The 25,451-nt window shown below is 63.7% G+C and carries 22 protein-coding genes; 3 read left to right on the plus strand and 19 right to left on the minus strand.

All coding sequences use genetic code 11. The features are described 5' to 3' along the window. Nucleotides 1–4: 4 nt before the first annotated feature. The 7 genes from AAIL67_RS02285 to AAIL67_RS02315 all read right to left on the minus strand — a co-directional run bounded on the left by AAIL67_RS02285 (nt 5) and on the right by AAIL67_RS02315 (nt 7,883). A complete protein-coding gene (locus AAIL67_RS02285; protein WP_343483297.1) occupies nt 5–1,741 on the minus strand; it encodes an FAD-dependent oxidoreductase in 1,737 nt (578 codons plus the stop codon). After that, nucleotides 1,741–3,291 carry a polyamine aminopropyltransferase gene (locus AAIL67_RS02290; RefSeq protein ID WP_034383795.1) on the minus strand — a complete coding sequence of 517 codons (1,551 nt, stop codon included), beginning with the start codon at nt 3,289–3,291 and terminating at the stop codon, nt 1,741–1,743. The genes AAIL67_RS02285 and AAIL67_RS02290 overlap by 1 nt, the downstream gene beginning before the upstream one ends. 196 nt (nt 3,292–3,487) lie before the next feature. After that, complete coding sequence (locus AAIL67_RS02295) at nt 3,488–3,706, minus strand: DUF350 domain-containing protein (protein ID WP_003063240.1); 219 nt, start codon at nt 3,704–3,706, stop codon at nt 3,488–3,490. 51 nt (nt 3,707–3,757) lie between these two features. Beyond that, nucleotides 3,758–5,284, minus strand: a complete 1,527-nt coding sequence (locus AAIL67_RS02300; protein WP_063660844.1) for a DUF4178 domain-containing protein — start codon at nt 5,282–5,284, stop codon at nt 3,758–3,760. An 85-nt stretch (nt 5,285–5,369) separates the two neighbouring features. Next, the gene (gene plsY, locus AAIL67_RS02305) at nt 5,370–6,056 is read right to left on the minus strand and encodes a glycerol-3-phosphate 1-O-acyltransferase PlsY (RefSeq protein ID WP_063660843.1); all 687 of its coding nucleotides are present in this window, start codon (nt 6,054–6,056) and stop codon (nt 5,370–5,372) included. 195 nt (nt 6,057–6,251) lie between these two features. Then, nucleotides 6,252–6,752, minus strand: coding sequence for a Cys-tRNA(Pro) deacylase (ybaK, locus tag AAIL67_RS02310; RefSeq protein WP_034351750.1), 501 nt, complete (start codon nt 6,750–6,752; stop codon nt 6,252–6,254). A gap of 69 nt (nt 6,753–6,821) precedes the next feature. Beyond that, nucleotides 6,822–7,883 carry an aldo/keto reductase gene (locus AAIL67_RS02315; protein WP_343483367.1) on the minus strand — a complete coding sequence of 354 codons (1,062 nt, stop codon included), beginning with the start codon at nt 7,881–7,883 and terminating at the stop codon, nt 6,822–6,824. Between the two features lie 157 nt (nt 7,884–8,040). Here AAIL67_RS02315 and AAIL67_RS02320 point away from each other — a divergent pair, with 157 nt between their 5' ends. After that, complete coding sequence (locus AAIL67_RS02320; RefSeq protein ID WP_052088889.1) at nt 8,041–9,021, plus strand: alpha/beta hydrolase; 981 nt, start codon at nt 8,041–8,043, stop codon at nt 9,019–9,021. 120 nt (nt 9,022–9,141) lie between these two features. Here AAIL67_RS02320 and AAIL67_RS02325 read toward each other — a convergent pair whose 3' ends face one another. Further along, nucleotides 9,142–11,694, minus strand: a complete 2,553-nt coding sequence (locus AAIL67_RS02325; protein WP_343483300.1) for a penicillin acylase family protein — start codon at nt 11,692–11,694, stop codon at nt 9,142–9,144. Between the two features lie 493 nt (nt 11,695–12,187). On the opposite strand from AAIL67_RS02325, the gene AAIL67_RS02330 reads away from it, so the two are divergent. After that, nucleotides 12,188–12,580, plus strand: a complete 393-nt coding sequence (locus AAIL67_RS02330; RefSeq protein ID WP_343483301.1) for a hypothetical protein — start codon at nt 12,188–12,190, stop codon at nt 12,578–12,580. A 35-nt stretch (nt 12,581–12,615) separates the two neighbouring features. Here the strand turns inward: AAIL67_RS02330 and AAIL67_RS02335 are convergent, their stop codons facing one another. Continuing rightward, the gene (locus AAIL67_RS02335) at nt 12,616–12,861 is read right to left on the minus strand and encodes a hypothetical protein (RefSeq protein ID WP_034407752.1); all 246 of its coding nucleotides are present in this window, start codon (nt 12,859–12,861) and stop codon (nt 12,616–12,618) included. 224 nt (nt 12,862–13,085) lie between these two features. Here AAIL67_RS02335 and fusA point away from each other — a divergent pair, with 224 nt between their 5' ends. Continuing rightward, on the plus strand, nt 13,086–15,209 hold the full coding sequence (gene fusA / locus AAIL67_RS02340; RefSeq protein ID WP_343483302.1) for an elongation factor G: 2,124 nt from the start codon (nt 13,086–13,088) through the stop codon (nt 15,207–15,209). 64 nt (nt 15,210–15,273) lie between these two features. Here the strand turns inward: fusA and AAIL67_RS02345 are convergent, their stop codons facing one another. From AAIL67_RS02345 to AAIL67_RS02390, 10 genes are all read right to left on the minus strand, one after another. Continuing rightward, complete coding sequence (locus AAIL67_RS02345; RefSeq protein WP_003063270.1) at nt 15,274–15,639, minus strand: STAS/SEC14 domain-containing protein; 366 nt, start codon at nt 15,637–15,639, stop codon at nt 15,274–15,276. Nucleotides 15,640–15,774: 135 nt separating this feature from the next. Further along, a complete protein-coding gene (locus tag AAIL67_RS02350) occupies nt 15,775–17,589 on the minus strand; it encodes a hypothetical protein (protein WP_063660838.1) in 1,815 nt (604 codons plus the stop codon). Then, entirely contained in the window at nt 17,586–18,044 is a 459-nt protein-coding gene (locus AAIL67_RS02355; protein WP_034383772.1) for a hypothetical protein, read from the minus strand. The genes AAIL67_RS02350 and AAIL67_RS02355 overlap by 4 nt, the downstream gene beginning before the upstream one ends. A 151-nt stretch (nt 18,045–18,195) precedes the next feature. Then, nucleotides 18,196–19,245 carry an LD-carboxypeptidase gene (locus AAIL67_RS02360; protein WP_003063276.1) on the minus strand — a complete coding sequence of 350 codons (1,050 nt, stop codon included), beginning with the start codon at nt 19,243–19,245 and terminating at the stop codon, nt 18,196–18,198. A 290-nt stretch (nt 19,246–19,535) separates the two neighbouring features. Continuing rightward, a complete protein-coding gene (tadA, locus tag AAIL67_RS02365) occupies nt 19,536–20,909 on the minus strand; it encodes a tRNA adenosine(34) deaminase TadA (protein WP_063660836.1) in 1,374 nt (457 codons plus the stop codon). A gap of 62 nt (nt 20,910–20,971) precedes the next feature. Then, entirely contained in the window at nt 20,972–22,159 is a 1,188-nt protein-coding gene (locus tag AAIL67_RS02370; RefSeq protein WP_343483303.1) for a branched-chain amino acid ABC transporter substrate-binding protein, read from the minus strand. A gap of 499 nt (nt 22,160–22,658) precedes the next feature. Continuing rightward, the gene (locus AAIL67_RS02375) at nt 22,659–23,570 is read right to left on the minus strand and encodes an ADP-ribosylglycohydrolase family protein (RefSeq protein ID WP_343483304.1); all 912 of its coding nucleotides are present in this window, start codon (nt 23,568–23,570) and stop codon (nt 22,659–22,661) included. Beyond that, a complete protein-coding gene (locus AAIL67_RS02380; protein WP_343483305.1) occupies nt 23,567–24,136 on the minus strand; it encodes an NADAR family protein in 570 nt (189 codons plus the stop codon). Before AAIL67_RS02380 ends, AAIL67_RS02375 begins: the two co-directional genes overlap by 4 nt. Next, entirely contained in the window at nt 24,133–24,756 is a 624-nt protein-coding gene (locus tag AAIL67_RS02385; protein ID WP_343483306.1) for an HAD family hydrolase, read from the minus strand. Before AAIL67_RS02385 ends, AAIL67_RS02380 begins: the two co-directional genes overlap by 4 nt. Continuing rightward, nucleotides 24,753–25,304: an RNA 2'-phosphotransferase gene (locus tag AAIL67_RS02390; protein ID WP_034383754.1), complete on the minus strand. Its 552-nt coding sequence runs from the start codon at nt 25,302–25,304 to the stop codon at nt 24,753–24,755. The genes AAIL67_RS02385 and AAIL67_RS02390 overlap by 4 nt, the downstream gene beginning before the upstream one ends. Nucleotides 25,305–25,451: the final 147 nt, after the last annotated feature.

The following is a 25,451-nucleotide window of genomic DNA, read 5'->3' on the forward strand; positions in this document are numbered from 1 at the left end:
CTTTCTAGACGCCTTGTGCAGCGATCAGGCCGGCATGGTGGCCACGCGTGAACGCCTCTTCCAGTACCGAGTAGCCGGCCCAGTCCGAATGCGCAAAGCTCAGCCGCGCCGTCGCAGGCGTGGGCAGGCCTTGCACTCGCTCTCCATTCAATAGCAGATTGCGCTTGCTGGTACTGAACTTGACGGCTATTTCGCTCAATATCCGCTGATCGCCAGGACGCGGAATCGCCATCGCATGGCCATAGCGGGTGATTTCCATGCGTGTGGCATGCTGCAGCAAGTCTGGGTGCGGCTCGCTCAGCGTGTTCACGATGCGCTCGCGCCAGAAGGCAAACGGCTGCTGCATCAATTGCCGGCGCCCATCGGCCCAGTCCCCCAGCGCCTGGTAGTAGCTCAGCACCGTGGGCTGACTGCGGATGCGGTCCAGTCGCTGATTGCCCGCATCCACATAGCCCAGCCCGCCCGCATTGCCATCGCGATACAGCACATTGTCCCAGGCGGGCTCGGCGCCGGGGTAGTCGGCCAATGGTCGGTCGATATGGATGTTCGCCACCAGCCAGGGGGCCCAGTCCAGGCGAGCCGCCACGGCACGCAGAAAATCGGGCGCATTGCGCAGCACTCTTGCAGCAACAAAGCTGGGCAGCGCCACCACGCAATGGCGCGCCAGCCAGCGCTCATGCTGCTGGCGGCCATGGTGATAAACCTCGATCTGCACGCCGCCCGCGTCCTCGGTGACGGCAAGCACGCTGCAATCGGTCTGCAGCTGCGTGGCCTTCAGTCCCGCCGCCAGTTGCTGCGACAGCCAGCCATTGCCCTGGGGCCAGGTCAGCACCTGCTCGCCATCCGCTTCGCTCTCGTGCTCGGACTGCGGACGCGGCGCGTGGAAACCATGGCGGCTGGCGAAATAGTGAATCCCCGCCCAGGCCGATACGCGGCTCAGACCGGCACCGAAATCATCCCGGCAGCTGTAGTCCAGATACCAGAGCAGACGCTCGTCATCGAGGCCCTGCGCCGCCAGCCATTGGTCGAAACGCTGTGCATCGAGCACCGCATGAGAGGCAGGCAGACCCGCTTCGCGCTGCCAGACACGGATGGAAGGCATGGCAAAGGCTGCGGCCCGAGACGCTGCCTCGACCTGCTTTTCAAACAGCGCATATTGCTCCAGCGTGCGCTGGCTCACGCCCTGCACGGGCAGCAGTCCTTCGTGCCAGACGCCCTGCCAGTACAGGCGCTCCTGCGGGCTATGGCAGAGATAGCGCTCGTCATAGCGCCAGCGGCCAGCGAAGCGCTGGCGCACGCCCAGCTCCTCCAGCCAGTCCTGCACCTCATGGGCATCGTCGCCGGGAACGGGCAGATAGTGCGCGCCCAAGGGGCAGGCAATGCCCTTGACTTGCCCGGCCTGGCTGTTACCTCCCATGGCGGCCTGGGTATCGAGCAAGGCTGCGCCCTGCACGCCAGCCAGTTCCAGCGCGCGTGCCGCCGCCAGCCCGGCCATGCCCCCGCCCGCAATCACGACCGGCGCTCGGTGCACCACCGCAGGTGCAGGCAGCTCCAGCCCCTGCGCCAGGCGCTGCCAGAAAGGGCGCAGGCCATGACCACGCTCCAGCGCCACGCCGCTGAAGCCGCCAGGCAAGTCCTCCAGTCTGGGCGCTGGCTGCTTGCAGCCGGCCAGGCCAGCTGCGCCCAAAGCGCTGGCAGCCGCCAGCCCGAGCCAGTCGCGCCGCTTCAGATCGGCCCGCATCAATGCTCCACCTTGCCCCACTCGCGCTCATAGGTGTTGACCAGGACCTGATTGGACAGGCGATTCACCTCGGTCGGCAGGCGCGCCATATCGAGAGGGAAGTCAAACATCAGGCGCAGCGTGGGCAGGGTCAGAAAACGCATGCCAGCGGGCAAAGCCTCGGGCTCGCGCCAGGGACGGTGGCTGGCCAGCACAAAACCCCATTCGCCAAAACTGGGCACATGCACGTGATAGGGCTTCGCCGTCAGACCCACGGACTCCACGGTCTGCACCACGGTCCAGAAGCTCTGGCGCGCAATCAGCGGCGAGGTGGTTTGAATCACGGCATAGCCGCTGGCCGCCAGACGCTTGTCCAGCAGCGAATAAAAACTATTGGTGAACAGCTTTCCTATGGCGAAATTCGTGGGATCGGGAAAGTCCACCACGATCACATCGAAGGTGTCTGCAGTCTCCTGCAACCAGTGAAAGGCGTCGGTGTTGACGATGCTCACGCGGGCATCGTTGAGTGCATTGCCATTGAGCGCCGTCATCATGGCATTGCTCTTGAACAGGCCGGTCATGGCCGGGTCCAGCTCCACCAGCACCACGGACTCCACGCCGGGGTACTTGAGCACCTCGCGCACGGCCATGCCGTCGCCACCACCCAGCACCGCCACCTTCCTCGGTGCACCATGTGCGGCCATGGCGGGGTGGACCAGCGCTTCGTGATAGCGGTACTCGTCGCTCTGGGCAAACTGCAGATTGCCGTTCAGGTACAGCCGCGCGCCCTGGCGCCCCTGTGTCACCACGATGCGCTGGTAGGGCGAGCTGCTGCTCAGCACGATGCGGTCCTGGTAGAAATGGTCGTCGGCCAGCCGGGTCAGCTGATCCGCGCCCGCGATGCCGCCGCCCAGGGCCAGCAGCACCAGCGCACAGGCCCAGGCATGGGCGCGCAGATTGCGCAGCTCATGCTTGAACAGCACCAGGGCCCACACGGCAATGGCCGCGTTCATGAAGCCGAACAGCAGACCTGTGCGCACCAGGCCCAGCTTGGGCACCAGCACGATGGGAAACGCCAGCGACACGGCCAAGGCCCCCAGATAGTCGAAGGTCAGCACCTTGGAGACCAGATCCTTGAGCGATGCATTGCGCTTGAGAATGCGCATGACAAGCGGAATCTCCAGCCCCACCAGCGTTCCCACCACCATCACCATGCCGTAGAGCAGAAAGCGGAACGCGCCCGGCGCATAGGCATTGGCCAGAAACAGCACGGCCGGCAAGGCACCGCCGACCAGCGCCACCATCAGCTCCACGCGCAGAAAATGCGCGGGCAGCTGATCTTCGAAATAGCGCGACAGCCACGAGCCTATGCCCATGGCAAACAGATAGGTGCCGATGATGGTGGAGAACTGCAGCACCGAATCACCGAGCAGATAGGATGCCAGCGCGCCTGCCGCCAGCTCATAGAGCAGACCGCAGGCCGCAATCACGAAGACGCTGGCCAGCAGCGCCACATCAATGGGCCTAGGCCCCAGGCCAGCGCTGTCCTGCTCGGCCACCATCGAAGTCATCAAAGGTACTTTCTATCTAGTTCAGCACACCATCGGCCTGCACTCCTCAGGAATCAGCACTTCCCATTGGACTCTGAAGCTCAGACCCGGCGCGCTGCAAACGAGGGACTGCCAGCAAGCGCCGCCGCGCAGCGATGCAGTCGTCCCCCTCCCGCGTAGCGAGAGAGGGGGAAGGCACGGGCGCCTCAGGGGGTGTTTAGTGAATCGCCGCAGCGACGATGATGCTGATCCCCAGGCACATGGCCGCCACCACCATGGCCAGTGCCTTGTTGTGCTTCTCCACGATCTCGGCCCACATGTCCACGGGCGTGATCTTGTCGATGATGATGAAGCACAGCCAGAACACCACCACGCCCACCAGGGCGTAGATGATGGAGCCGAAGAAGTTCTGGGCGCTGAACCAGTCGAAATTCATGATGTCTCTCCTGTAATGAGATAGGGGGCCTGCCTGTGAGAGCAGCGACGCTTATTTATGGCTGCCACCGGAGGTGTAACCACCGTAGGAGCCGCTGCTGGAGCGGCTGTACGTGCAGTTGGGATCTGTGCGCGGGTCGCAGTTGGGACTGGACATGCAGGCACGCAGGAACGGCAGGATGAACAGCAGCAGGAACAACCAGAACAGAATCGTGCCCCAGCTGAAGCCGCTGCCCGACAGAGGACTGACCTGGGAGCGATCCTTGAGCTTGGCCGTGCCGAACGCCTTGGCCACCGTCTCAGCCGAAACGCGCTGGCCATGGGTCCAGGTCGTTTCCTGATTGGCAGTCTCCAGCGCCAGCGTGGACTGCTTGCCGCCATTGGCAAAGTCCACATTGCTGGACTTGGCGCCCTTGAAGACGGGCCAGTAGAACTCGCCCTCTGCATATTCCGTCTCCGCCAGGTAGGCGTAGTCGCGCTGGTATTTGCGCTGCAGATAGGTCGCAGTGGCGCCGTTCTTGCTGAGCTTGGGAGCACCCGTGATGACGCGGGCCGTGCTCCAGCCGTCTTCCGAATCGACGATGAACGAAAAGCCCGCCTTCTTGTTGTAGAGCAGGTACTCGTCCCAGGTGAAGCTGTCGTCCTCATCCTCGCCCAGACCACGCCCGCTGCGCCTTTGAAAACCCACGACCTGCCATTTCAGGCCATCCAGCGTGCCTTCGCTGCCCAGCGGGATCAGAGGCTTGACCTTTCTGCGCTGCTCGGCATAGCTCAGCTCCGCCCCCATGCCCTTGGACATGTCGATCAGGCTGCCACAGCTGGGGCAGCTCAGGGCCTTGGTGGTGTCGAAGCGCACGGGCACCACGGCACCGCACTTGGGACAGTTGAAGTGGCGGCCCTGGGTTTTCTGCTGGGCGCTGCTGCGCAGACCCTGCATCTGCAAAGCATCCAGCGCCACGGCTGCCCCCAGGCTGAAGGCCGGTGTCTTGTCGCTGAAGTCGATGGAGAGAATCTGGTTCTTGTCGCTGCGCAGCTCCACCAGCTTGAAGCTCTTGCCCAGCTGAGGCAGTTGGGGCAGCTCGCCCTGAGCCGCCATCAGTTGCGCATCCTGAATGCTGGTGACGGTGAAGGATTCGGTGCCTGCCTTGAGCTCGCGGCCCATGCGCCATTCACGCTGCTGGAACTCTTTCACGTTCCAGCCCGGCGGCTGCCAGCTCACGGCAAAGACAAAGCTGCCGTTGTCCTCGCTCAGCCAGGCCAGCTCGCCGTTGCTGAGCGCAGCCACCCATTCCGACCAGTTGCCAGCCGCGCTTTTGTACTGCGCGCGGCCCACGATGGTGAAGGGCTCGGGCTTGCCGTTGCGCTTGACCATGCCCGAGGCACCCAGTTGCAGCGGGCTGTAGTCCTCGAACACCTCGGCCATGGAGCCAATGCGCTTGAGCGTCTCGCCATCGCGCAGCACGGTGCTGCGACAGAACTCGCAGACGGCAAAACTCGATTGCGCACTGGCGAAGTGGACCGGCGCGCCACAACCAGGGCAGGGAGCGCTGTAGTCGCGCTGCGATGGGCTGGAAGCCATATCTTTTTGCTATTTAATCAGGAGCTTCTTGCGCTTGAATGGAAGAGGCCTGAAGGCGGCCTCGGCGAAATGTAGCAGCCGCGTCCTAGCGATGCTTGCTCTTGCCGTTCTTGCGGGCCGCGCCCTCTGCAGGCTTGGAGCCATCGGTCTTTTTTTGTCCCAGCCTGGATTCCTTGCCGGCGATCAGGCGCTGGATGTTTTCGCGATGACGCCAGACCAGCAGGATCGCCATCACGACAATCGCGGCAGTAATGGGCGTTTCCGCATCCCAGACGATGCCGCTGCACAGCACGTAATACACGGGCGCGAACACCGATGCCACCAGCGCGGCCAGGGAGGAATAGCGGAAGAACACGGCCACTATGACCCAGGTCAGCGCCGTCGCAAGACCCAGCCAGCCGCTGATGCCCAGCAGCACGCCCAAGGCCGTGGCCACGCCCTTGCCACCCTTGAAGCCGAAGAACACCGGGTACAGATGGCCCAGGAAAGCCGCCAGGCCGACCAACGCGACCGTGCTGTCGCCCAGCCCGAACTGCGCGCCGAAGGCTTTGACCAGCACCACGGGCACCAGGCCCTTGAGCGCATCCAGCAGCAGCGTGACAGCCGCAGCCGCCTTGCTGCCCGAGCGCAGCACATTGGTGGCACCGGGGTTGCCGCTGCCATAGGTGCGCGGATCGTTCAGGCCCATGACGCGGCTGACGATGACGGCGAAAGACAGCGAACCAATCAGATAGGCCGCGATGACGGCAATAACGGGATAGAGGGCGCTCAAAGGAATTCCTCGGCCAGAGACTGGCCCTTAGGCCCGCCAACCCAAGTCGACGGAGCCGATTGTTGTCACGACTTACGCAAGTTCGGACCGTGCATGCTGTCTTGTCGATAGCAATGCCGTTGTAGATCCTTGATTGCGTATGTTTTAGTTGTTTGCTTTTTTGCCAGCCAGCGTCTGCCCCGGCTGACCAGCCCCCTATTCTGCCAGCGCGCAGTGCACCGGCCGGGCATCGAGCAAACGGGTGCAGACCTCAGGGGCCAGTTGCACCAGATAGCCGCGCCGCCCGCCATTGATGGCGATGCGTGGCAGCGCGAGTATGGTTTCCTCGATATAGACCGGCATTTCGCGCCTGGTGCCGAAGGGCGAGGTGCCGCCCACCAGATAGCCGCTGTGGCGGTTGGCCACTTCGGGCTTGCAGGGCTCCACACTCTTGGCCCCGATCTGGCGTGCCAGGTTCTTGGTCGATACCTTGCAATCGCCATGCATGAGCACGATCAGCGGCCTGGCATCCTGATCCTGCATCACCAGGGTCTTGACCACCGCATGCTCGTCCAGTCCCAGCTGACGCGCTGATTCTTCGGTACCGCCATGCTCCACATAGTCATAGGGGTGCTCGGTGAACTCCACCTTGTGGGCCCTGAGCATCTGCGTGGCCGGAGTCTCGCTCACATGGGCGTTTTTGTCTTTTTTTGCCATGATTCAATTTTGATAGCTAGTGGCGCATACCCGATATGGGCCACTAGCCATTTTCCCTCAATAAAGCAATCAGACAGCAGGATCGCGCATCTCCCAGCGGATGCGGTCGATTTCAGCCAGCAGCTCGGCAGACAGCTCGGTTCCCCAGGCATCGAGATCCTCGTCGAGCTGGGCCACCGAAGTCACACCGATGATGGTGCTGGCCACCTGCCACTTGGTGTAGCAAAAGGCCAATGCCAGCTGCGTGGGAGTGAGGCCGTGCTCGCGCGCCAGCGCGTTGTAGCGGCGCGCGGCGGCCAGCGCATCGGGGCGACCCCAGCGCTGTTTCTGCACGGATTCATACCTGGCAATGCGTGCCTCCTTGGGCGCACCGGCCTCGGTCGGCGCAAACTGATCGAACTTGCCCGTAAGCAGGCCGAAAGCCAGTGGCGAATAGGCCAGCAGCGACACCTCGAGACGGTGACAGGTTTCGTCCAGCCCGTTCTCATAGCTGCGGTTGATCAGGCAGTAAGGATTCTGGATCGCAGCCACACGCGGCAGCCCATGCTGCTCGGCCAGGCGCACAAACTCGTGCACGCCATAAGGCGTCTCGTTGGACAGACCGATATGGCGAATCTTGCCCTGCCTGACCAGGCCGGCCAGCGCCTGCAGCTGCTCGTGGATGGGCGTGAGCGAGCTTTCCTTCTGCGGGTCGTAATACATGGTGCCGAAGGCCGGCACATGGCGCTCGGGCCAGTGAATCTGGTAGAGGTCGATCACCTCGGTCTGCAGGCGCTCAAGGCTGGCGTCGCAGGAACGAACAATGTCATCCGCCGACATGCCAGAGCCTTCGCGGATCCAGGGCATGCCGCGCGATGGACCGGCCACCTTGCTGGCCAGCGTGATCCGCTCGCGCATGCCGGGGCGAGCCTTGAGCCAGCGACCGATGATGGATTCCGTCGTGCCAAAGGTGGCCTCACGGGCGGGCACGGCATACATCTCGGCCGTGTCGAAGAACTCCACGCCGCGCTCCACGGCTCGGTCCATGATGCGCCAGGCTTGAGCCTCATCGACCTGCTCGCCGAATGTCATGGTGCCCAGACAGATGGGGCTGACGCGCAGATCGCTCTGCCCCAGAGCAACGGGATTCATGGAAAGACGGGAGGTGGATGCAGCAGAAGTCATGCTTCCAAGTTTAGAGCCTGACAGTACAAGATCAGGGCAGACTCCTTGTTTTTGCTGACACCGCTGTCCCGCGCACGACGGGCCATGCTGCAAGCGCAGCAATAATCAAAACAACGGAGACAATATGACAACGCACAACCCCGCGCAGACCGGCCAGCTCACCGATATCCCGCCCTATCAGCCGCGCCGCCAGTGGCGCTCGCAGATGCTGCCCGTGCGCAATATGCACTACCACCAGCGAAGCTGGGAGCCCGAGCCGGCTTCTGGAATCGATCCCGAGTTGCCCGTGCTGGTGCTGGCCCATGGCTGGATGGATGTGGCCGCCTCCTACCAGTTTGTAGTCGATGCCTTCAGCGACGCCTTTGTTCAGGGCCGCCGCATCCTTGCTCACGACTGGCGCGGCTTCGGCCTGAGCCGCTGCACCGAGCCCTGCGACAGCTACTACTTCACCGACTACCTGGCCGACCTGGACATGCTGCTGGAGCAGATTTCACCCGATCAGCCCATCGACCTGGTCGGCCACAGCATGGGCGGCAATATCTCCTGCATGTATGCCGGAGCGCGGCCCGAGCGCATACGCCGCTTTGTCAATCTCGAGGGCTTCGGCATGGCGCCCACAAGGCCCGACCAGGCCCCCGGGCGTCTGGCCCAATGGATGGATCAGCTGCGCGAGCAGCGGGCGGGCGGCATGGGTCTCGCCCCCTACGACAGCGTGGAGGCCGTGGCCAATCGCCTGCAGAAAACCAATCGCCGCCTGCCCCGCGACAAGGCCCTATGGCTGGCTCATCACTGGTCGGCCCCGGATGCCCAGGGCCGCTGGCATATTCTGGGCGACGCCGCACACAAGCTCTCCAACCCCTACCTCTACCGCGTGGACGAGGCCCTGGCCTGCCTGGCTGCCATCAGCGCGCCTACCCTGTCGGTTGAAGCATCGGACGACAGCCTGGGCCATTGGCACCAGGGCCGTTACACGCTGGAGCAGTACCACGAGCGCATTCGCCACATCCCGCAATGCGAGATCGCCCGCGTGCAAGACGCCGGCCATATGCTGCACCACGACCAGCCCGAGGCCGTGGCCAGGCTGATCGAAGAGTTTCTGCGCTGACCGATTGCTATATAAAAAAGAGCTTTTGGCGCATGTTATTAAATGATTTCAGATCTATTTACCTCTTAAATCAATTGAATACATGCGCCATTAGCTCATTTAACAATAGCAAACTCTGGATCACCGCGCCTGCAGCTCCAGCACATGGCGCCAGCGCCCGGGCTGCATCCGCAGCGGGCGATAGCGGCCGTCGGCCCATTCCGCACTCATGTCGGCATAGCGGCCCGACAGCGCCAGCCCGCTCTGCCCGGTCTGGTAGATGAACTGCGAGGACTCCGGATCGCTGAGGTCGTAGATGGCGCGCAGCGAGGGCGCATGGCGGCTGACAAAGCGCCCTCCCAGCGGACCTTTGGCATCGGAGGGCGGCGGGTTGGCGTTGTACTGCCCGACATTGACGCTATAGGTGTCGCCGCCCGAGGCCACACTCACATTGAAGACCCCCGCCAGTGCCGCCACCGAGCCCAGCGGCTTGTGCGCGCTGAGCGCCGGGTGCGCAGCGCCCCAGCGCCATTGGCGCGGATCATTGCCGTAGGCCGACTGCAGCTTGTCCAGCGTGCGGGTCAGCGCCTGTCCGGCCTGTTGCTCGCAGCTCAGCGGCGCGCACCACCAGGCGTCATTGCGCGCCAGCATTCCCTCCAGCCCGGCACGGAAGTCACGCTTGCCGTAGCTCATGGCAAAGCGCTGCTCGCCAATGCGCGGAATCACCAGGCCGCGCGTCAGCTCGTCGACCCATACCGAGAAGATCAGCGGCTCGGGCCTGTCCCGCTCCATCTGCCCCTCAAAGCCCGCCAGCAGTTGCTGCGCCTGCTCTGCCAGGGCGTGGCTCGATTGCGCCTTGCGCAGCACGGGCAGCAAGGCCCGGGTGGCCAGGGACTGCACATCGTTCTGAATCGCCGCCATGCTGGCCACGTCATGCTGGCGGCCTGCCGCCAGCAGCTGCTCTATGCGCTGGTGGCGATAAGGCAGGCTCCAGTCCTGGGTCAGAAAATGCGCATAGCCGGCATCCGTCACGCGCTGGTTGGCCGTGGCCACAAAGCCGCGCGTGCCGCCATCGTCCTGCGGCGTCTGATCGTATCCCAGCCAGCCCTGCCAGTCATACCGCGCATCCCAGCCCGGCGCCGGCGCCACGCCGCGCAAGTCATTGCCCGGCGCACGCACAGGCACCCTGCCTGCGGCCTTGAAGCCGATATGTCCCTGCACATCGGCCGCCACAATGCTTTGCATGGGCGAGTGGTAGATGGAAAATGCCTCGAACAATTCGGACACAGTCTGCGCCCCGTTGGCCCTGATACCGGCCTCCACCGTGCGGTTGTCCGTGTCCAGCGCCGCCCAGCGCAGGGCCAGCGCATAGCGATCGGTATTGATGACCTTGCCGTATTGCTGCTGCGCGTCGCTGATCACCGGGCCGTGGCGCGTGCTGCGCAGCGTCACCCTGACATCGCTCTGTCCCTTGACCTTGAAGACTTCCTCGCGCACGACAAACTTTTCCCAGCCCAAGGGCGTGCGGTACTGGCTGGCATCGGCCGGGTTGATCTGTTCCAGATACAGATCCTGCACATCGGGGTTGGTGTTGGTAAAGCCCCAGGCCACCTGAGCCGTACGGCCCAGCACCACGAAGGGCATGCCGGGCAAGGTGGCCCCTGTCACATCCAGCGCGCTCAGGGCACTGCCGTCACCGGCCCGGCCCTCTGGCGACTGAAGACGCGCGAAGTACCAGATGGCCGGAGCGCTCAGCCCCAGATGCGGGTCGTTGGCCAGCAAGGGCTTGCCGCTTCGGGTCTTGCTGCCGGCCACCACCCAGTTATTGCTGCCCAGTCCGTCGTTGCTGCCAATGTCCCTCGCCATGGAGGCCGCCCATTGCTGTAGGGCAGATTCAATCTGCTGCACCGGGACAGAGAGCTTCTGCGACGCATCGGCCTCGCGGTACACGCCCAACTGGCGGTAAAGCTGGGCTAGATCAACGGCCGTCGCGGGCTGCTCGCCCGGATAGGCAGGCATCAGCTGCCACAGCTGCTCGGTGCTCAGGACCTGCAGCAGATTCAGCCGTGCGAACTCGTTGCCCCAGTTGCCACCCAGATCCAGCGCCATCATCAACGCCCAGCCCACGGTGTCTTCAGGCTCCCAGGTCGATGGCCCTCCTGCTCCGGCCCTGGTGCCCAGCAGCAGGAACTCCGGCGCTGCAGCCTGCGAAGGCCTGGCATAAAAGGCGGCGATACCCTGGCTATAGGCCTGCAAGGCCTCCTGCACCGAGTGCGGCAGCGCCGCGTACTGGCGACGCGCCGCGCCATGAATATCGAGAGCACGCATCAGCTTGTCCAGCTCCAGCGTGGCCGGCCCCAGAATCTCCGACAGCTGCCCCTGCATGAGACGACGGTTGAACTCCAGCTGCCAGCCGCGCTCCTGCGCATGGACAAAGCCCAGGGCCCGCCAGACATCCTGCGGCGACCGGGCGCTGATATGCGTGATATCGGACTCGTCGCGCCTGACCCACACGCTGCGCTCAAGCCCGGCGAGGACCAGCTTGCCATCCATGCGCGGCTGGGCCCGCATGCCATAGACCGCCAACGCGGCCCCTGCCAGCAAAACCAGCCCGGTGGCCGCAGCCGCCAGATGCAGTGTGCGCCTGAGCCAGGGACCGGCAGAGGGTTCTGCCGCCGAAGTGATGTCTCCCATATCGCCTCTTGTCATGCGTCCGGTGCGCAACATCCACATGCTGATCGCGTCCAGCCATGGGCGACAATACCTGTTTGGGCCACGGCCCGTAGAACGTGTTTACGATCTCCTCGCGCCGCGACAGTGGCTTTGCGGGATGGAATGCTAGGGGGCGCCCCCCCGCGCGCGATACCGCAGCAATAGCTCTGCTATTGCGAGGATTTGCGCGGCCGGCGAGGCAACGCCGCAGACCGCCCCTGACCGGGCGTCCGCAAAGACACTGTCCCGAAGGGTTGGAGCGAAATCGGGCGATTTACTGCGCGCTGTCTCTTGCTTGCACCCCGGTGCAAGCGGCGAGCCATCGCTTCGAACTCATCCCGATTGCGCTCCAACGCGGCTGCGTAGAGATCGTAAACACGTTCTTAGTAAAACGACTTACGCAGATTCGGATCAGGCATGGCGCTCCATGCCTGTCGTGCTTCCCTGTTCGCGTCAGTCCCAAGGAATTCAACGCATGTGGCCCTTCAGTCTGTTCAAGAAACTCAGCCAGGACCCCGCCGTGGGTCAGACCCGGGGCGACTATATCGGCTGCTATCTGCTGGGCACGCATACCAGCGGGCGCGACGATGACATCAGCTATATCTCGCTGGCCACCACGCGCGAGCAGCTGGAGCAGGATGCGCGCCAGTATCTGCAGAATTTCCTGGAGCAGCATCCGCAGTTGACCGAAACAGAGCGCCTTGCCCTGCAGGATCTGCTGGAGCACTGGAATGCGCGCGCCGATGCCCATCTGGCCAAAGCAGCCGGCAAGCCCAGTCAGCCCCTGGCCGTGCAGGGCGGCAGCGAACTGTTCCTGCGCACCGGCATGCGGGCACGCAAGAAGGAAAAAGGCGTCTATCTGGAATAGACGCCGGGGCGGCGGCTGCTGCCCGACGCCTGCCGCTACTGCGTGAAATTCATGTCAAAACCGGCTTCGGTCAAGCGTACCTCGCCGCCTGCTTTTTGCAGCCAGCCCCTGGTGACGGCCCAGTCCAGCGCGGACTGACGCTCGCCGTCGAAGATGCCATGCTTTTGCAGGTCGGCAGCAAGCGCTTTCTCGCTCATTCCTTCGCCGGCACGCAGGCTTTGCTCCACCACCAGGATGTAGACCATTTTGTGGGCTGCGATCTGAATGCTCTGCTCTGTCATGTTCACAAGTCCTTGTTCTTGAATGAAGGGAAAGCCGGGTGCCCGCCAGGCTCCAGGCCTTGCGCCCTGGCCTGCTGCTTGTGTTTTATGCCGCGAGCCATACCCACTCTGGCAGTGAGTTTGTAGCCATCTCTCTAGTATTTCCGATGCGTTTCCTCTGCTTGCCGGCTCCGCAACATGGTGCCGGCGCTTCAGTTTCAGAACTGTGTTTCAGGGAGGTCATCATGGCTCGCCACACGCCCATAGAACGCTATCGCAATATCGGCATCTCCGCGCATATCGATGCCGGCAAGACCACCACCACCGAGCGCATACTGTTCTATACCGGGGTCAACCACAAGCTGGGCGAAGTCCATGACGGCGCTGCCACCATGGACTGGATGGAGCAGGAGCAGGAACGCGGCATCACCATCACCTCGGCGGCCACCACGGCCTTCTGGTCGGGCATGGAGCACAACTTCCCGGCCCATCGCATCAATATCATCGACACACCCGGCCACGTGGACTTCACCATCGAGGTCGAGCGTTCCATGCGCGTTCTCGACGGCGCAGTCATGGTCTACGACTCCGTGGGCGGCGTGCAGCCACAGTCGGAGACCGTCTGGCGCCAGGCCAACAAGTACAAGGTGCCGCGCCTGGCCTTCGTCAACAAGATGGACCGCGTGGGCGCCGATTTCTTTCGTGTGCGCCAGATGATGGTGGACCGCCTCAAAGCCCACCCGGTTCCCATCGTCATCCCCATCGGAGCCGAAGCCGATTTTCATGGTCTGGTCGACCTCATCAAGATGAAAGCCATCTTCTGGGACGACGAGTCGCAGGGGGTGAAGTTCGAGTACCAGGAGATCCCCGCTGCACTTCTGGCCAGCGCACAGGAATGGCGCCAGAAGATGGTGGAAGCCGCTGCCGAGGCCAATGAAGCCCTGACCGAGAAATACCTGGACAGCGGCGACCTCGGTGCCGAGGACATCATCACCGGCCTGCGCCTGCGCACCATCGCCACCGAAATTCAGCCCATGCTCTGCGGCTCGGCCTTCAAGAACCGGGGCGTGCAGCGCCTGCTCGACGCGATTGTCGAGCTCATGCCCTCGCCGCTCGATGTTCCTGCCATCGAGGGTCATAGCGAGGACGACAGCGCCAGCACCACGCTGATACGCCATGCCAGCGATGACGAAAGATTCGCCGCCCTGGCCTTCAAGCTCATGACCGACCCCTTCGTGGGCCAGTTGACCTTTGTACGCGTTTACTCGGGCGTATTGGCCAAGGGCGATCTGGTCTACAACCCGACCCGCGGTAAAAAGGAGCGCATAGGCCGCATCGTGCAGATGCATGCCAACGCACGCCAGGAGATCGACGAAATCCGCGCCGGCGACATTGCGGCCTGCGTGGGCCTCAAGGACGTGAGCACGGGCGAGACGCTGTGCGATCCGCAAGCGCCCATCGTGCTCGAAAAAATCTCCTTCCCCGAACCCGTGATCGCCCAGGCGGTGGAGCCCAGGAGCAAGGCCGACCAGGAAAAAATGGGCCTGGCACTGGCGCGCCTCGCGGCCGAAGACCCGTCCTTCAGAGTCAGCACCGACGAGGAATCGGGCCAGACCATCATTGCCGGCATGGGCGAGTTGCACCTGGAAATCATCGTCGACCGCATGAAACGTGAATTCAATGTGGCCGCCAATGTGGGCAAGCCCCAGGTGGCCTACCGCGAAACCATTCGCAAAACAGTCAGCGATGTGGACGGCAAGTTCGTTCGCCAGTCCGGTGGCAAGGGCCAGTACGGCCATGTGGTGCTGAGCGTGGAGCCGCTGGAATCGGGCAAGGGCTTTGAATTTGTCGATGAAATCAAGGGTGGCGTGATTCCGCGCGAGTTCATCCCCGCCGTGGAAAAAGGCCTGCGCGAAGCCATGAACTCGGGCGTTCTGGCCGGCTACCCGGTGGTCGATGTGCGGGTGCGGCTGATCTTCGGCTCCTACCACGAGGTGGACTCCTCGGAGCAGGCCTTTCGCATGGCCGCCATCCTGGGCTTCAAGGAAGCCTGCAAGAAAGCCGACCCGGTGATCCTGGAGCCCATCATGGCCGTCGAGGTGGAGACGCCCGAGGAATACGCAGGCGCCGTGATGGGCAATCTGTCCTCGCGCCGCGGCGCCGTGCAGGGCATGGACGATATCGCAGGCGACGGCAAGACCATCAGGGCCGAGGTGCCGCTATCGGAAATGTTCGGCTATGCCACGCATCTGCGCTCCATGACTCAGGGCCGCGCCACCTACACCATGGAGTTCAAGCGCTACGCACAGGCCCCGCAGCAGGCGGCAGCCGCGGCGACCGCGACGACCGGTCACCGAAAACAGGGCTAGGCGGATCCAGGCAACTCTGTCGCAGCTCGGCGGCAGAGTTGCCGGGCGGGTTCAGACAGACGACTCAGGCCGCATGCAGCCACTGCATGGCCATGGCATCTTCGGTAAAGGGGAAATGCCTGACCTCGGCATGCGTGATATGCCTGCCGACGAACTCGGCCATGCCCGCCAGATGACTGTCGGTCACCAGAGCGATCTGCTCCACCTGATGGCGATGATCTCTGACAAAGCCCATATGGGCGCTGAAGCCGGCCCAGTTTTCCCAGCCTGGAAAGTCCTTGGACTGAATCATCACCCCATGCAGTTTGGGATGCTCGGCCAGGAATTCGTCCACATCCTGGCTGACGCCGTCAAAATCCTGCTCGGTCAGGGGCCCATGGGGCTCCAGCAGCAAGATGCCTTCGGGTTTCATGAGGGAGTAATTGAGCATATGCAACTCCTGCAGCGAAACTTCACTGTACGCCTGCGCTCGCGGGAATGCAGCCCTAGACAGCACCCGCAGCACAGGTTTTCCTCAGCTCTTGCCGCCGCTCTGTACGGACTTGCTGAAACGCGACTGATTCGCTTACTGGCAGCCCATGGCCCGGCTCAGGCTCTGCATCTGCTCGCCCAGCGCGACACGCAGATCGGCGCGCATGGCATCGCGTGTCAGCAGTTCTTCGGCATAAAGTGCCGCCCAGTCAATCCCCACGCCCAGCACCACACCGGCGACCGCTCCCGCCACCGCCCCCACTGCCGTGCCGACACCGGGAACGACAGAGCCCACAGCCGCACCGGCTACCGCTGCCCCGGCCTTGCCCAGACCCTGCTTGGCAGCCGCCTTGGCCAGCACCTTGCTGGCGGCCTTCATCGAGGCCTTGGCCATGGCTTTGCCCGCGACGGCCGCGGCAAAAGCACCGCCCCCCGTGCCCACCAGGGCACTGGCCGTCAGACGCTGGCGTGCATCGCCCAGCAGCTCCAGCGCAGGCAGGCTGGCAACCTCGGCACGCACCAGACATTGCTCGGGACTCAGGGCCAGATGATGACGCGCCAGGGTTTGCTCGATGCGCTGCTGGCCCTCGGCCAGAGCAGCGCCGCTGGTCAGCGCCTGTTTTTGCAGGGTCTGCACCCAGCCCTCCAGCCCTGGCGTGGCTCCCAGGGTTTCGCTGAGCTTGTTCTGCAGAAACTGACTCACATCGCCCGTGAGCAGACTGAGGATGCGGCCCCACTCCGCCCCCAGACTGAAATACCAGTCCAGATAGCGCTCGACGGCGGCATCCAGTTGCTGGTTCATCTGCGGGATGCTCTGGCACAGGGCCTGTCCGGCCTGGGCCCGGCCCAGCAGTTGCAGAACCTGCTGGCGTGTGGCGTCCAGCGTGCCGAGGCTGTAGAGCTGCTGCCCGATGCGCTCGCACTCGGGCAGGCGCTTGAGCGCCAGCGGGCTCTCCTGCGCACGCGCCAGGCCGTCAAGGGCGGCCGTGGTCTGCACCAGAATGCCCAGCACCAGCACGGCAACCAGGGCCAGCAAAGGCGCGGCAGGCAAAGGCGCGGCCGGCGAAGGCGCGGCATTGCGCACTGCCCCCGAAGGCCTGGCCTGCAGCAGCAGGGCCGAGGAAGCCGATGCCCCCTGTATGGCGCGCCCCAGGCACAGCAGCACGCCTACCGGGCCGAACAGCGCCAGCAGCAACAGGCGCAGCACGGGCAACTGGGGCAGGTCGGCCATGGCGCCACTCGCCAGCTGCACTGCCAGCAGGGCATCCAGCCCCCAGCGCACCAGCCCCGAGGGCGCAGCATGAATCTGGGCCAGAGCAAGATTCAGCGCTTCAGGCTCCATACCGGCCGCCAGCGCCCGTCCCATATCCTGCTGACTGGCCATGCCATAGAGCCAGCCACCGCCCAGAAGCACCAGCAGCAGCCAGGTGGCAGCGCGCTGGGTGAAGGCCCAGGCAAAGGCTGGCGATGAAAACTCTCGCTTCAGGCCCGCCTGCATGCCACAGGCCAGCAAGGCATGAAGCAAGGGGGCCAGCGCCAGCAGCGCCCATTCCCAGGGCGCCAGAAACCAGGCCTGCCAGAGTGAGCTGGTGCACAACAGCAAGGCCAGTGTCAATGCCTTGCAGGCCGGCCACCAACCGCCGCCGAGCCAGCGACCGATATGCCCCTGCGGCGCGAACTGCAAGCGCAGCAGCTTTTTGCGCAGCATCAGGAGCAGCCAATGTCCCCAGGCTGGCAACAGCACCAGCAGCAGGACTGCGAGCAGCCAGCCCCAGGGCGGCAGGCGCGTCAGCAGATGAGAAAAGCCGGCCAGGGCCGCCAGCCACAGCCAGCCCAGCAGTACCGCGCGCAGCAGAGTCCGCGGCCGGGTCGGCCCAAGCTCGGTCGCTGGCGCGCCAGCACGGTTCATGGTTCGCGGCTCTTGCCCGCTGCCCCCCGGCCTGCAGCAGCAATCCCTCTGGCGATGCGAGCGTTGTAGACCGTGAGGCGGCTCAGGCCCAGTTGTTCGGCAATCTTGGCGTCGGATGCGGTGCCAAGCAAGGCCACGGCCTCGTCGCTCCAGTCGAAAGCGCTGCTGGCAGCAGCTCCTGTCATCGAGTCAATACCGAGCTCGGTGCGCTTGGCCACCACGCTGGCCTTGCTGATGCCCAGCTGCTTCGCCACCTCGGCATCGGCCTCCCGGCCCAGCAGAGCCAGCGCTGGCTGCGTCCACTGGAAATGCCCGAAGGCGGGAATGCCCAGCGCATTGCGCTTGAGGTTGACCGTCTTGGCCGATGTGCCCCAGCGCTCGGCCAGCACGGCGTCTTTTTCCTGGCCCAGCAGGGCCAGCATTTCCTCGGTCCACGGCAGTGCAGCCTTGCCCATGCGTGCGTCCTTCCCGATCTCAAAAATACAAACCAGATTGGCACTCAGCCTATATTCAGTCTACGTTAACAGCTATTAAAACTGAATCATCTTAGGCACAGACACGAGGCGCAAGCCATGCTGGCGGCTCAACCTCAGCGGCAGTCTGCCGTCAGACATGTCCCCAGTAGATCAGCGCATCCCGCCCTTCCACAGACAGCGATACCTGCGCGCCCACGGGCAGCAGCACCTTGGTGGGCACATGGCCGAAGGGCAGGCCTTGCAGCACGGGGCGCTTGAGCTGCATGCGCAGCCAGTCGACAACGGTCTGCAGCTTGAAGCCCTTGTCGTGGGTGGTGAGTTTGAAGTCGGTGAACTGGCCAAAGATGATGGCTTTTTGCTTTTGCAGCACGCCCGCCAGCAGCAGCTGGGTCAGCATGCGCTCGATCTTGTAGGGGTGCTCTCCCACGTCTTCGATGAACAGAATGCCGCCGTCGACCTGCGGGAAGTAAGGCGTGCCCAGCAAGGACACCAGCACCGCCAGGTTGCCGCCCCACAAGGTGGCCCCGCCAGGAACATAGAAGTCCTTGAGTTGCGGCTTGCCATTGGGCAGCTCGCCAATCCTGGGCATCTGCCAGCCCGCGCCCTCGCCCTGGCCGCTGAGCAGGTCCTCGAAGCAGTCCAGCATGATGTCGTCCACGGGCTCGCCGGTCTTTTTGCTGTCCACACCGAAGTCGGCGTTGAGCGCGGGACCCGCCCAGGTGACCGAACCGGTCTGTGCCAGCATGGCCAGCTGAAAAGCCGTGAAGTCGCTCAGGCCGACAAACTTGGTGCCGCCCGCAATCGCCTTGGCCACGGTCTTGTACTTGATGCCCGGCAGAATGCGCGTGAGACCGTAGCCGCCGCGCGAAATCAGCGCCACGTCGGCTCCGCTGGCCGCTGCACGGTGGATAGCAGCCAGACGGGTGGCGTCGTCACCCGCAAAGCGCTGGCTGCTGGCCAGCGCATCGGCATCGACCTCCACCTCGTGGCCCAGGGCCTCCAGCTGCTTGATGCCGCGTTTGAAGGCTGCCTTGTCGCGCACCGCCCCCGAGGGCGAATAGATATAGACATGCTTGCCGCCATGGCTGTGATCATGGCCGCAGCAGCTGCCATCGGCGCTGTGCACATGGTCGTGATGATCGTGGTGACCGTGCTCATGGCTGCAGTGCTCGTCATGCACATGAGCCTGGTAGTCCGGCTCCTGCCCGTGCGAGTGGGCGTGGTGGGGATCTTGCTGCTGGGGCGCTGTAGTGGATCCAGGGGATTTGCGCGAGGTTGCCAAAGCCTTTTCATGCGGCCATCGGCCGCATGCTCCGTGAAAAGTGGGTGAATCCGCAGATTCAGAAGTTCATACGACTTCCGCAAAACAGGTTCAGGCCGGGCGACTGCCTCAGAAGGCGAGCCCTTGTTGCATTCTTGTTTGCGTAAGTCCTAGTTCAAATTCTTGCTCCGCCGGTCTGACCGATCGGGCTACGGCGCAAAGTATTCCACAGCCGCTGCACCACCGCCCTGCTGTGCTGCAGGAACCGGAGCGCCAGGCCGGGTTTGCCGCCAGACCCCGGCCTGCACCGCCAGTTGCGGAACGGCCTGCAGCCAGGCTGCCTGCCATTGCGCAGCAGACACGGGCTGCTGCGTGGCTGCGGGCTGCAGCCACAGCCTGCCGGCCTGCGCCCATTGCTGCAGCAGATCGGCGGGCGGCGCAGCCAGCTCGGTCTGCAGACGCGGCCAGGCCTTGAGCGCGGCCCGATGGCCGGGCTGCGCAAACGGTGCATTCCAGGCGCGGTCCTCTTCGGCATTGCTGCGCCCTTCCAATTCGGCCATGGCCCTGGCCACATCCCAGCCGGGCTTGCGCGCTGCCTGCTCAAACCATTGCCGACGCGGCTCTGGCTGCGCATTCAGCGGCCAGGTATCGATCAGCCACGCGCCGGCAAAGCGCTCTGACAGGGCTTGCGCTGCAGCCAGACCCAGGCGGCCGCCATCGCCCTGCCCGACCAGGACCAGCCACCGCAGGTTGAGCGCTTCGATCAGCTCGGCGATAACCTGCAAATGCCACTGCGCGCTGTGCCGTTTGTCTTTCTTGGGTTGGTCGCTGCGCCCGAACCCTGGCAGATCGGGCACCACCACACGATGACCGGCGGCCAGCAAATCGGGCAGCAGATGCCGGAAGCCATAGCCCCAGCCTGGGCTGCCATGCAGGCACAGCCAGGTCAGTGCTGCATCCTCTGGCCCTTCATCGACCACCGCCAGACGCAGGCCCTGCAGCGCCGGCAGGTCGCTGCGCCACTGCGGCCGCCAGGGCCAGGCGGGCAGGTCGGCAAACGCCTCATCGGCATTGCGCAGCGCCCAGTCCCTGAGCGGATGCGGCTGCTGCGCCTTTTTTTCCTGGCGTCGCTGCTGGAAGAACTCTGCCATCAGCGCCGAGCATTGCGCGGCCAGCACGCCACGCAGCACCCGCGTTTGGTGATTGATGGCGGGGTAGCCGAAGACATCGAGCACCGAACCGGCGGCGCCGGTCCTGGGTTCGGCCGCGCCATAGACCACGGCATCCACACGCGCATGCAGCATGGCGCCGCTGCACATGGTGCAGGGCTCCAGCGTCACATACAGCGTGCAGCCCTCAAGCCGGTAATTGCCCAGAGTCCTAGCTGCTTCGCGCAGGGCCAGCACCTCGGCATGGGCCGTGGGGTCCTGGGCAGAGAGCGGACTGTTATGACCGCGGCCTATGACCTGCCCGTCCTTGACGACCACGGCCCCCACCGGCACCTCGCCACAGGCAGCGGCGCGGCGCGCCTGCTCCAGCGCCTGGCGCATGAAGTGTTCGTGCACGGAAGCATCAGAATCCATAGCTATATGTGCCTGACAGACAAAGGCTTGGCAGATATTCCTTCAAGAAACACCGATACCGCTCAATGACCGCTGATCACCAGTTCCTTGCGCTCGCCAGAGTCATAGCCGTAGAGCGTGACCCGTGGGCTTTGCAACTCGCCCTGCGAATCAAAGGCAATCGTGCCCGTCACCCCTTCGTAGCGCGTCTGGCGCAAGCGGGGCAAATAGGCCTCGGCCTGGGCTGAATCGGCACTCAGCATGGCCTTGGCCAGCACCATGGTCGCGTCATAAGCGTAAGGGCTGTAAACCTGATACTGGCCGGGAAAATGCTGGTCGTATTTCTGCTTCCAGAGCAGACCGCCGGGCATATTGCCCAGGGAGCTACCGCTCATCACGCAAACCACGTTCTTGAGCGCCGGCACCTTGTCGGCCATGGCAGGCAGGCGCTCCGAACATTGCGCATCACCGCCCAGGAATTTCACCTGATTCATGGCCAGCTGCGACATCTGACGCAGCATGAGACCGGCCTGCGCATCGAGCCCGCCGAAGAAGATCGCATCGGGCTTGCGGCCTTTGATGGCCGTGAGAATGGACGAAAACTGCGTGGCCTTGTCGCTGGTGTACTGCTTGTCGACAATCTGCACATCGCGCTCGGCCGCAGCGGCTTCAAACAGCTTGACGATGCCCTGCCCATAGGCCGTGCGATCGTCCACGATCGCGATGCGTTTGACGCCCTGGTGCTTGACGGCATAGTCCAGCAGAGCATTGACCATGGCCCGGTCATTGGCGATGACGCGGAAGGTGTCGTCATAGCCTGCCTCGGTAATCGCGGGGTTGGTGGCTGCGGGGGTGATATTGGGAATGCCACAGTCGTTGTAGATCTTGGCAGCCGGTAAGGTCGTGCCCGACTGAAGATGCCCCACCACGGCCGCCACCTTCCTGTCGCAGAAGCGGCGTGCCAGCGCCGTGGCCTGGCCGGGGTCGCCCACATCGTCACCGGCCTCCAGCTTCCAGTGCACGGGACGGCCGCCCAGTTGCAGCTTGCGGGCGTTGAGCTCGTCAATCGCCATGCGCACGCCGTTCTCCTCATCCTTGCCCAGGGCTGCGATAGGACCGGAGACCGGGCCGCCATGGGCAATGCGCACCACCAGAGGCTTTTCCGCATCCGCCGCGTAAGCGGACGACAGGGATGCGGCGACCAGGGCCAGGCTCAGGGCAGACGAGGTGCGAACACAGCGGCTCTGGACCGAGCGATCAGTCATGGACATGCTTTCTCCTTGATGAAGCGGAAGGCTGTGGCACGCAAGCCTACGCCAGGCCAAAGCCTCAAGCGTAGCGGCAAAGCCTGCGATACCAGCTCGATGTGCAAGCGAAGGGGCAAACCTTGGAGTCTAGGGACCAGAACTCCATTGGAGCAATTGCTAGCAAGCCCGAGCAGGCCCGACTCTTCCTGCGTTGAGCACAGACTCCGGCTGCTGGGGATATTTCGGATTTCGGCTGAAGCTGCCGACCTGGCTCTCGCACCGTCGCCGACTCAGCGGCCTTGATTGTGCCGCGTTGACAGGGATGGTGCACGCTTGGCCGGACTTTCCTGGCTGCAGGGAAAGCCTTTTTTTGAAGGCCGGCAAGTTCACCACGGCCACAGGCACCCGCAGACCGTGCAGGCCCGGTACGGCTTTCGCGACCTCCGCGGTAACAATCAAGGATCTGTGACCCGCCTGCACGGTGTGAGCAGGTCCCGCAATGGGGAGCATGGCCACGCGCAATCTATCGGGCCAGCACCTGATTCAGCGCATAAATCGATTGCGCCAGCGCGCGAATATCAGCCTGCTGATGCAGTCTTTCCAGCCAGTGCGCAGGAATGCCGCTGCGCCCCCAGAACGCCCCCGCGATCTGGCCGGCAATGGCCGCTGTGGTGTCGGCATCGTCACCCAGATTGGCCGCCTCCAGAACGACGGCTTCAAAGCTCTCAAGCCTGTCAAAACACCACAAAGCTGCTTCCAGACTGTGCACCACATAGCCCGAACTCTGGATCTGCTCGCGGCTTTTGCCGCGCCAGCTGCCTTGTGCAATCTCGGCAATGCGTGGGCTGCCAAACGGCAGCGCGGCAAGATCCAGTACCTGCGCCTTGTTGGCGCCCAGCAGGGCGCGGCTCAATGTCACGGCAAACAGACGGCAGGCATCCAGGCACTCCGCAGCGGCATGTGTGGTGCGGGAGCTCAGCGCCGCCATCTCCTGCACCTCTTGCTCGTCATGGGCATACGCCATGGCCACCGGAGCCAGCCGCATCAGCGAGCCATTGCCAGCGCTGCGCGCATCTTCACTTCCCGCCAGCGCATTGCCGGTGCGCAGATAGTGCTGTATCGCCTCGCGCGTTGCCGTGCCGATATCAAAGCAGTGACCGGTGGAGCTCCAGTAACCCCACTGATACCAGTTGGCGTAGCGCGTAATTTGGTCCCCGGGGTCGCAACCTCCCTTGACGACCAGGCTCTCGGCCAGGCACAAAGCCATGGATGTGTCATCCGTCCATTGTCCGGCCCTCAGTGAAAACGGCCCGCCCCCCACCATATCGGTCAGCGGCGCAAAGCTGCCGCGCGCCCGGAACTCCAGCGTCGTGCCCACGGCATCGCCGCAGGCCAGGCCCAGTAGAGCGCCTTCAAAACGGTCCAGCGTGTTCATTGTCCGGCCCTCAGCTGCGCACGCGCGGCCATCAGCGCAAAACCCAGCAGGTTCTGTCCGCGCCATTTGCGCGGCTGCTCGGCGTCGGGATTGGCCGCGCCCATGCCGATGCCCCAGATGCGGTCGCGCGGACTGGCCTCGACCAGTACACGCTCACCAGTTCTCAGCAGAAACGCCCCCATGGCCGGGTTCTGCGAGAACTTGGCCACACTGGCGCGCACCACGATATCGAAGCACTCCGCCTTCCAGCGTGCCTCGTCAAAATTGCGCACGCTGCGCCCTATCTGCTTGGCACTGGCCGGAGACGGCGAAGTCAGCACCTGAGCGCGCGCCTCTTCATCCCCGAACAGCCGCGCCTTGGCTGCCATCATGAAATGCTCTGCCGTAGCAAAGCGGTCTCCTTCGACGGTGAATGGAGCAGGAAACCACTGGCTCAGGCAGCCTTTTCCCGCTGAGCCATTCTTTTCGGGTTGATGGCCCCAGAAGCAAAGGTATTTGGGGCGGTAGCCTTGATCGAGCTGGGCCACCAGATCGGGTACGGATCGAATTTCGTAATCTCGGTTCATGTCTGTTCTTCTTGATAATGGTTCAGCCACCAACGGGAAAAGCCCGCCAGCGTGGCGTGAGTGGAGTCAATAGCCTGCAGACCCGGCCCGGTATTGGGCGACCCGCCTTGCTCGCGCAGCACCAGTGCCTTGTGAATCCGCTCGCCCACGCCTTCGAAATACGGCAGAAAGTCATCGACAAATGCCAGGGGCTGCAACTGGGCCAGGGCTTGAGCCTTGGGGCTGAGGCCTGGATCAGTACGGCTGCTGGTGGCGATCACACGCGATATGGGAAAGCCCAGCTTGCGCAGATTGGTCTGCCGAGCCTCGGCGAACTGCGGCTGGATCGCCGACACACAGACCAGCTCATACCCCGCAGCGCACAGCTGCTCACAAGCCTGGAGCGCACCTGCAATCGCGGGAATACTTGACCAGAACTGCGCATCAAGGCTGGTGCGGAAACGGTTCAGAGCCTCGCCCTGCAAGCTGGCGACACCCCATCGCTCCATGGCCCAGTAGGCGTCAGGCTGCTTCAACACAGGCCGCTCGCCAAATACCCTCTCCCAGGCTGAGGCATAGGCGAGGTTGTAGTCCAGCAGCACGCCATCGGCGTCGATAGCTATGATTTTTGAAACTTTCATGACGGCAGCTTCAGCAGATACCGGGCCGGGACGACATCGGTCAGCCACACGCCGTTGTCGGAGCGATAGAACACATGGCCCTCGCCCTGCATACGCGCGGCGTCCACCTGCAGCAAGGCCAGCTTGCCGTGACGACTGCCGACCTGAGCAGCCACTGCCTGGCTTTCGGACAAGTGGACATGATGGCGTGACTGCCGGTTCAGGCCCTCATGAAAGATCGCATCCAGAAAACGCGTGGCCGTGCCGTGGTAGAGCACTGCCGGAGGGCGCCTTGCCTCAAGACCCAGTTCGACCTTGATGGAATGGCCCTGATTGGCGCGTATGCGCTTGCCATCTGCGCTGAAGGAATAGCGCTGCTTGTTGTTGTCAGCCACCATGGTCTGCAAATCCTCCAGACTGGTGGGTCGGCCGGAGCGCGCCAGACAGGCCAGCAGTTCATCGGTCTGAGCCCAACCCGCATCGTCGAGCTTGAGGCCTATGGTCTCGGGACTGTGTCTCAGCACCAGGCTGAGGAACTTGCTGCGTGCGGTGGTGTTTTGATTTTTCATTTTCTTGTTCTCTTTGTTTGAAGCTGTCGACCTGGCTCATGACAGGCTCTAGCGCTGCCCAGCGCCCGACCTTGGCGTACTTTCCACGGTGCCACAGCCTGGTCGCAAACCCAGGCCCGGCTTTGTCGGCATGCGTCTGCATGCTTG

Source organism: Comamonas sp. A7-5 (assembly GCF_039581385.1).
Lineage (GTDB): Bacteria > Pseudomonadota > Gammaproteobacteria > Burkholderiales > Burkholderiaceae_C > Comamonas > Comamonas thiooxydans.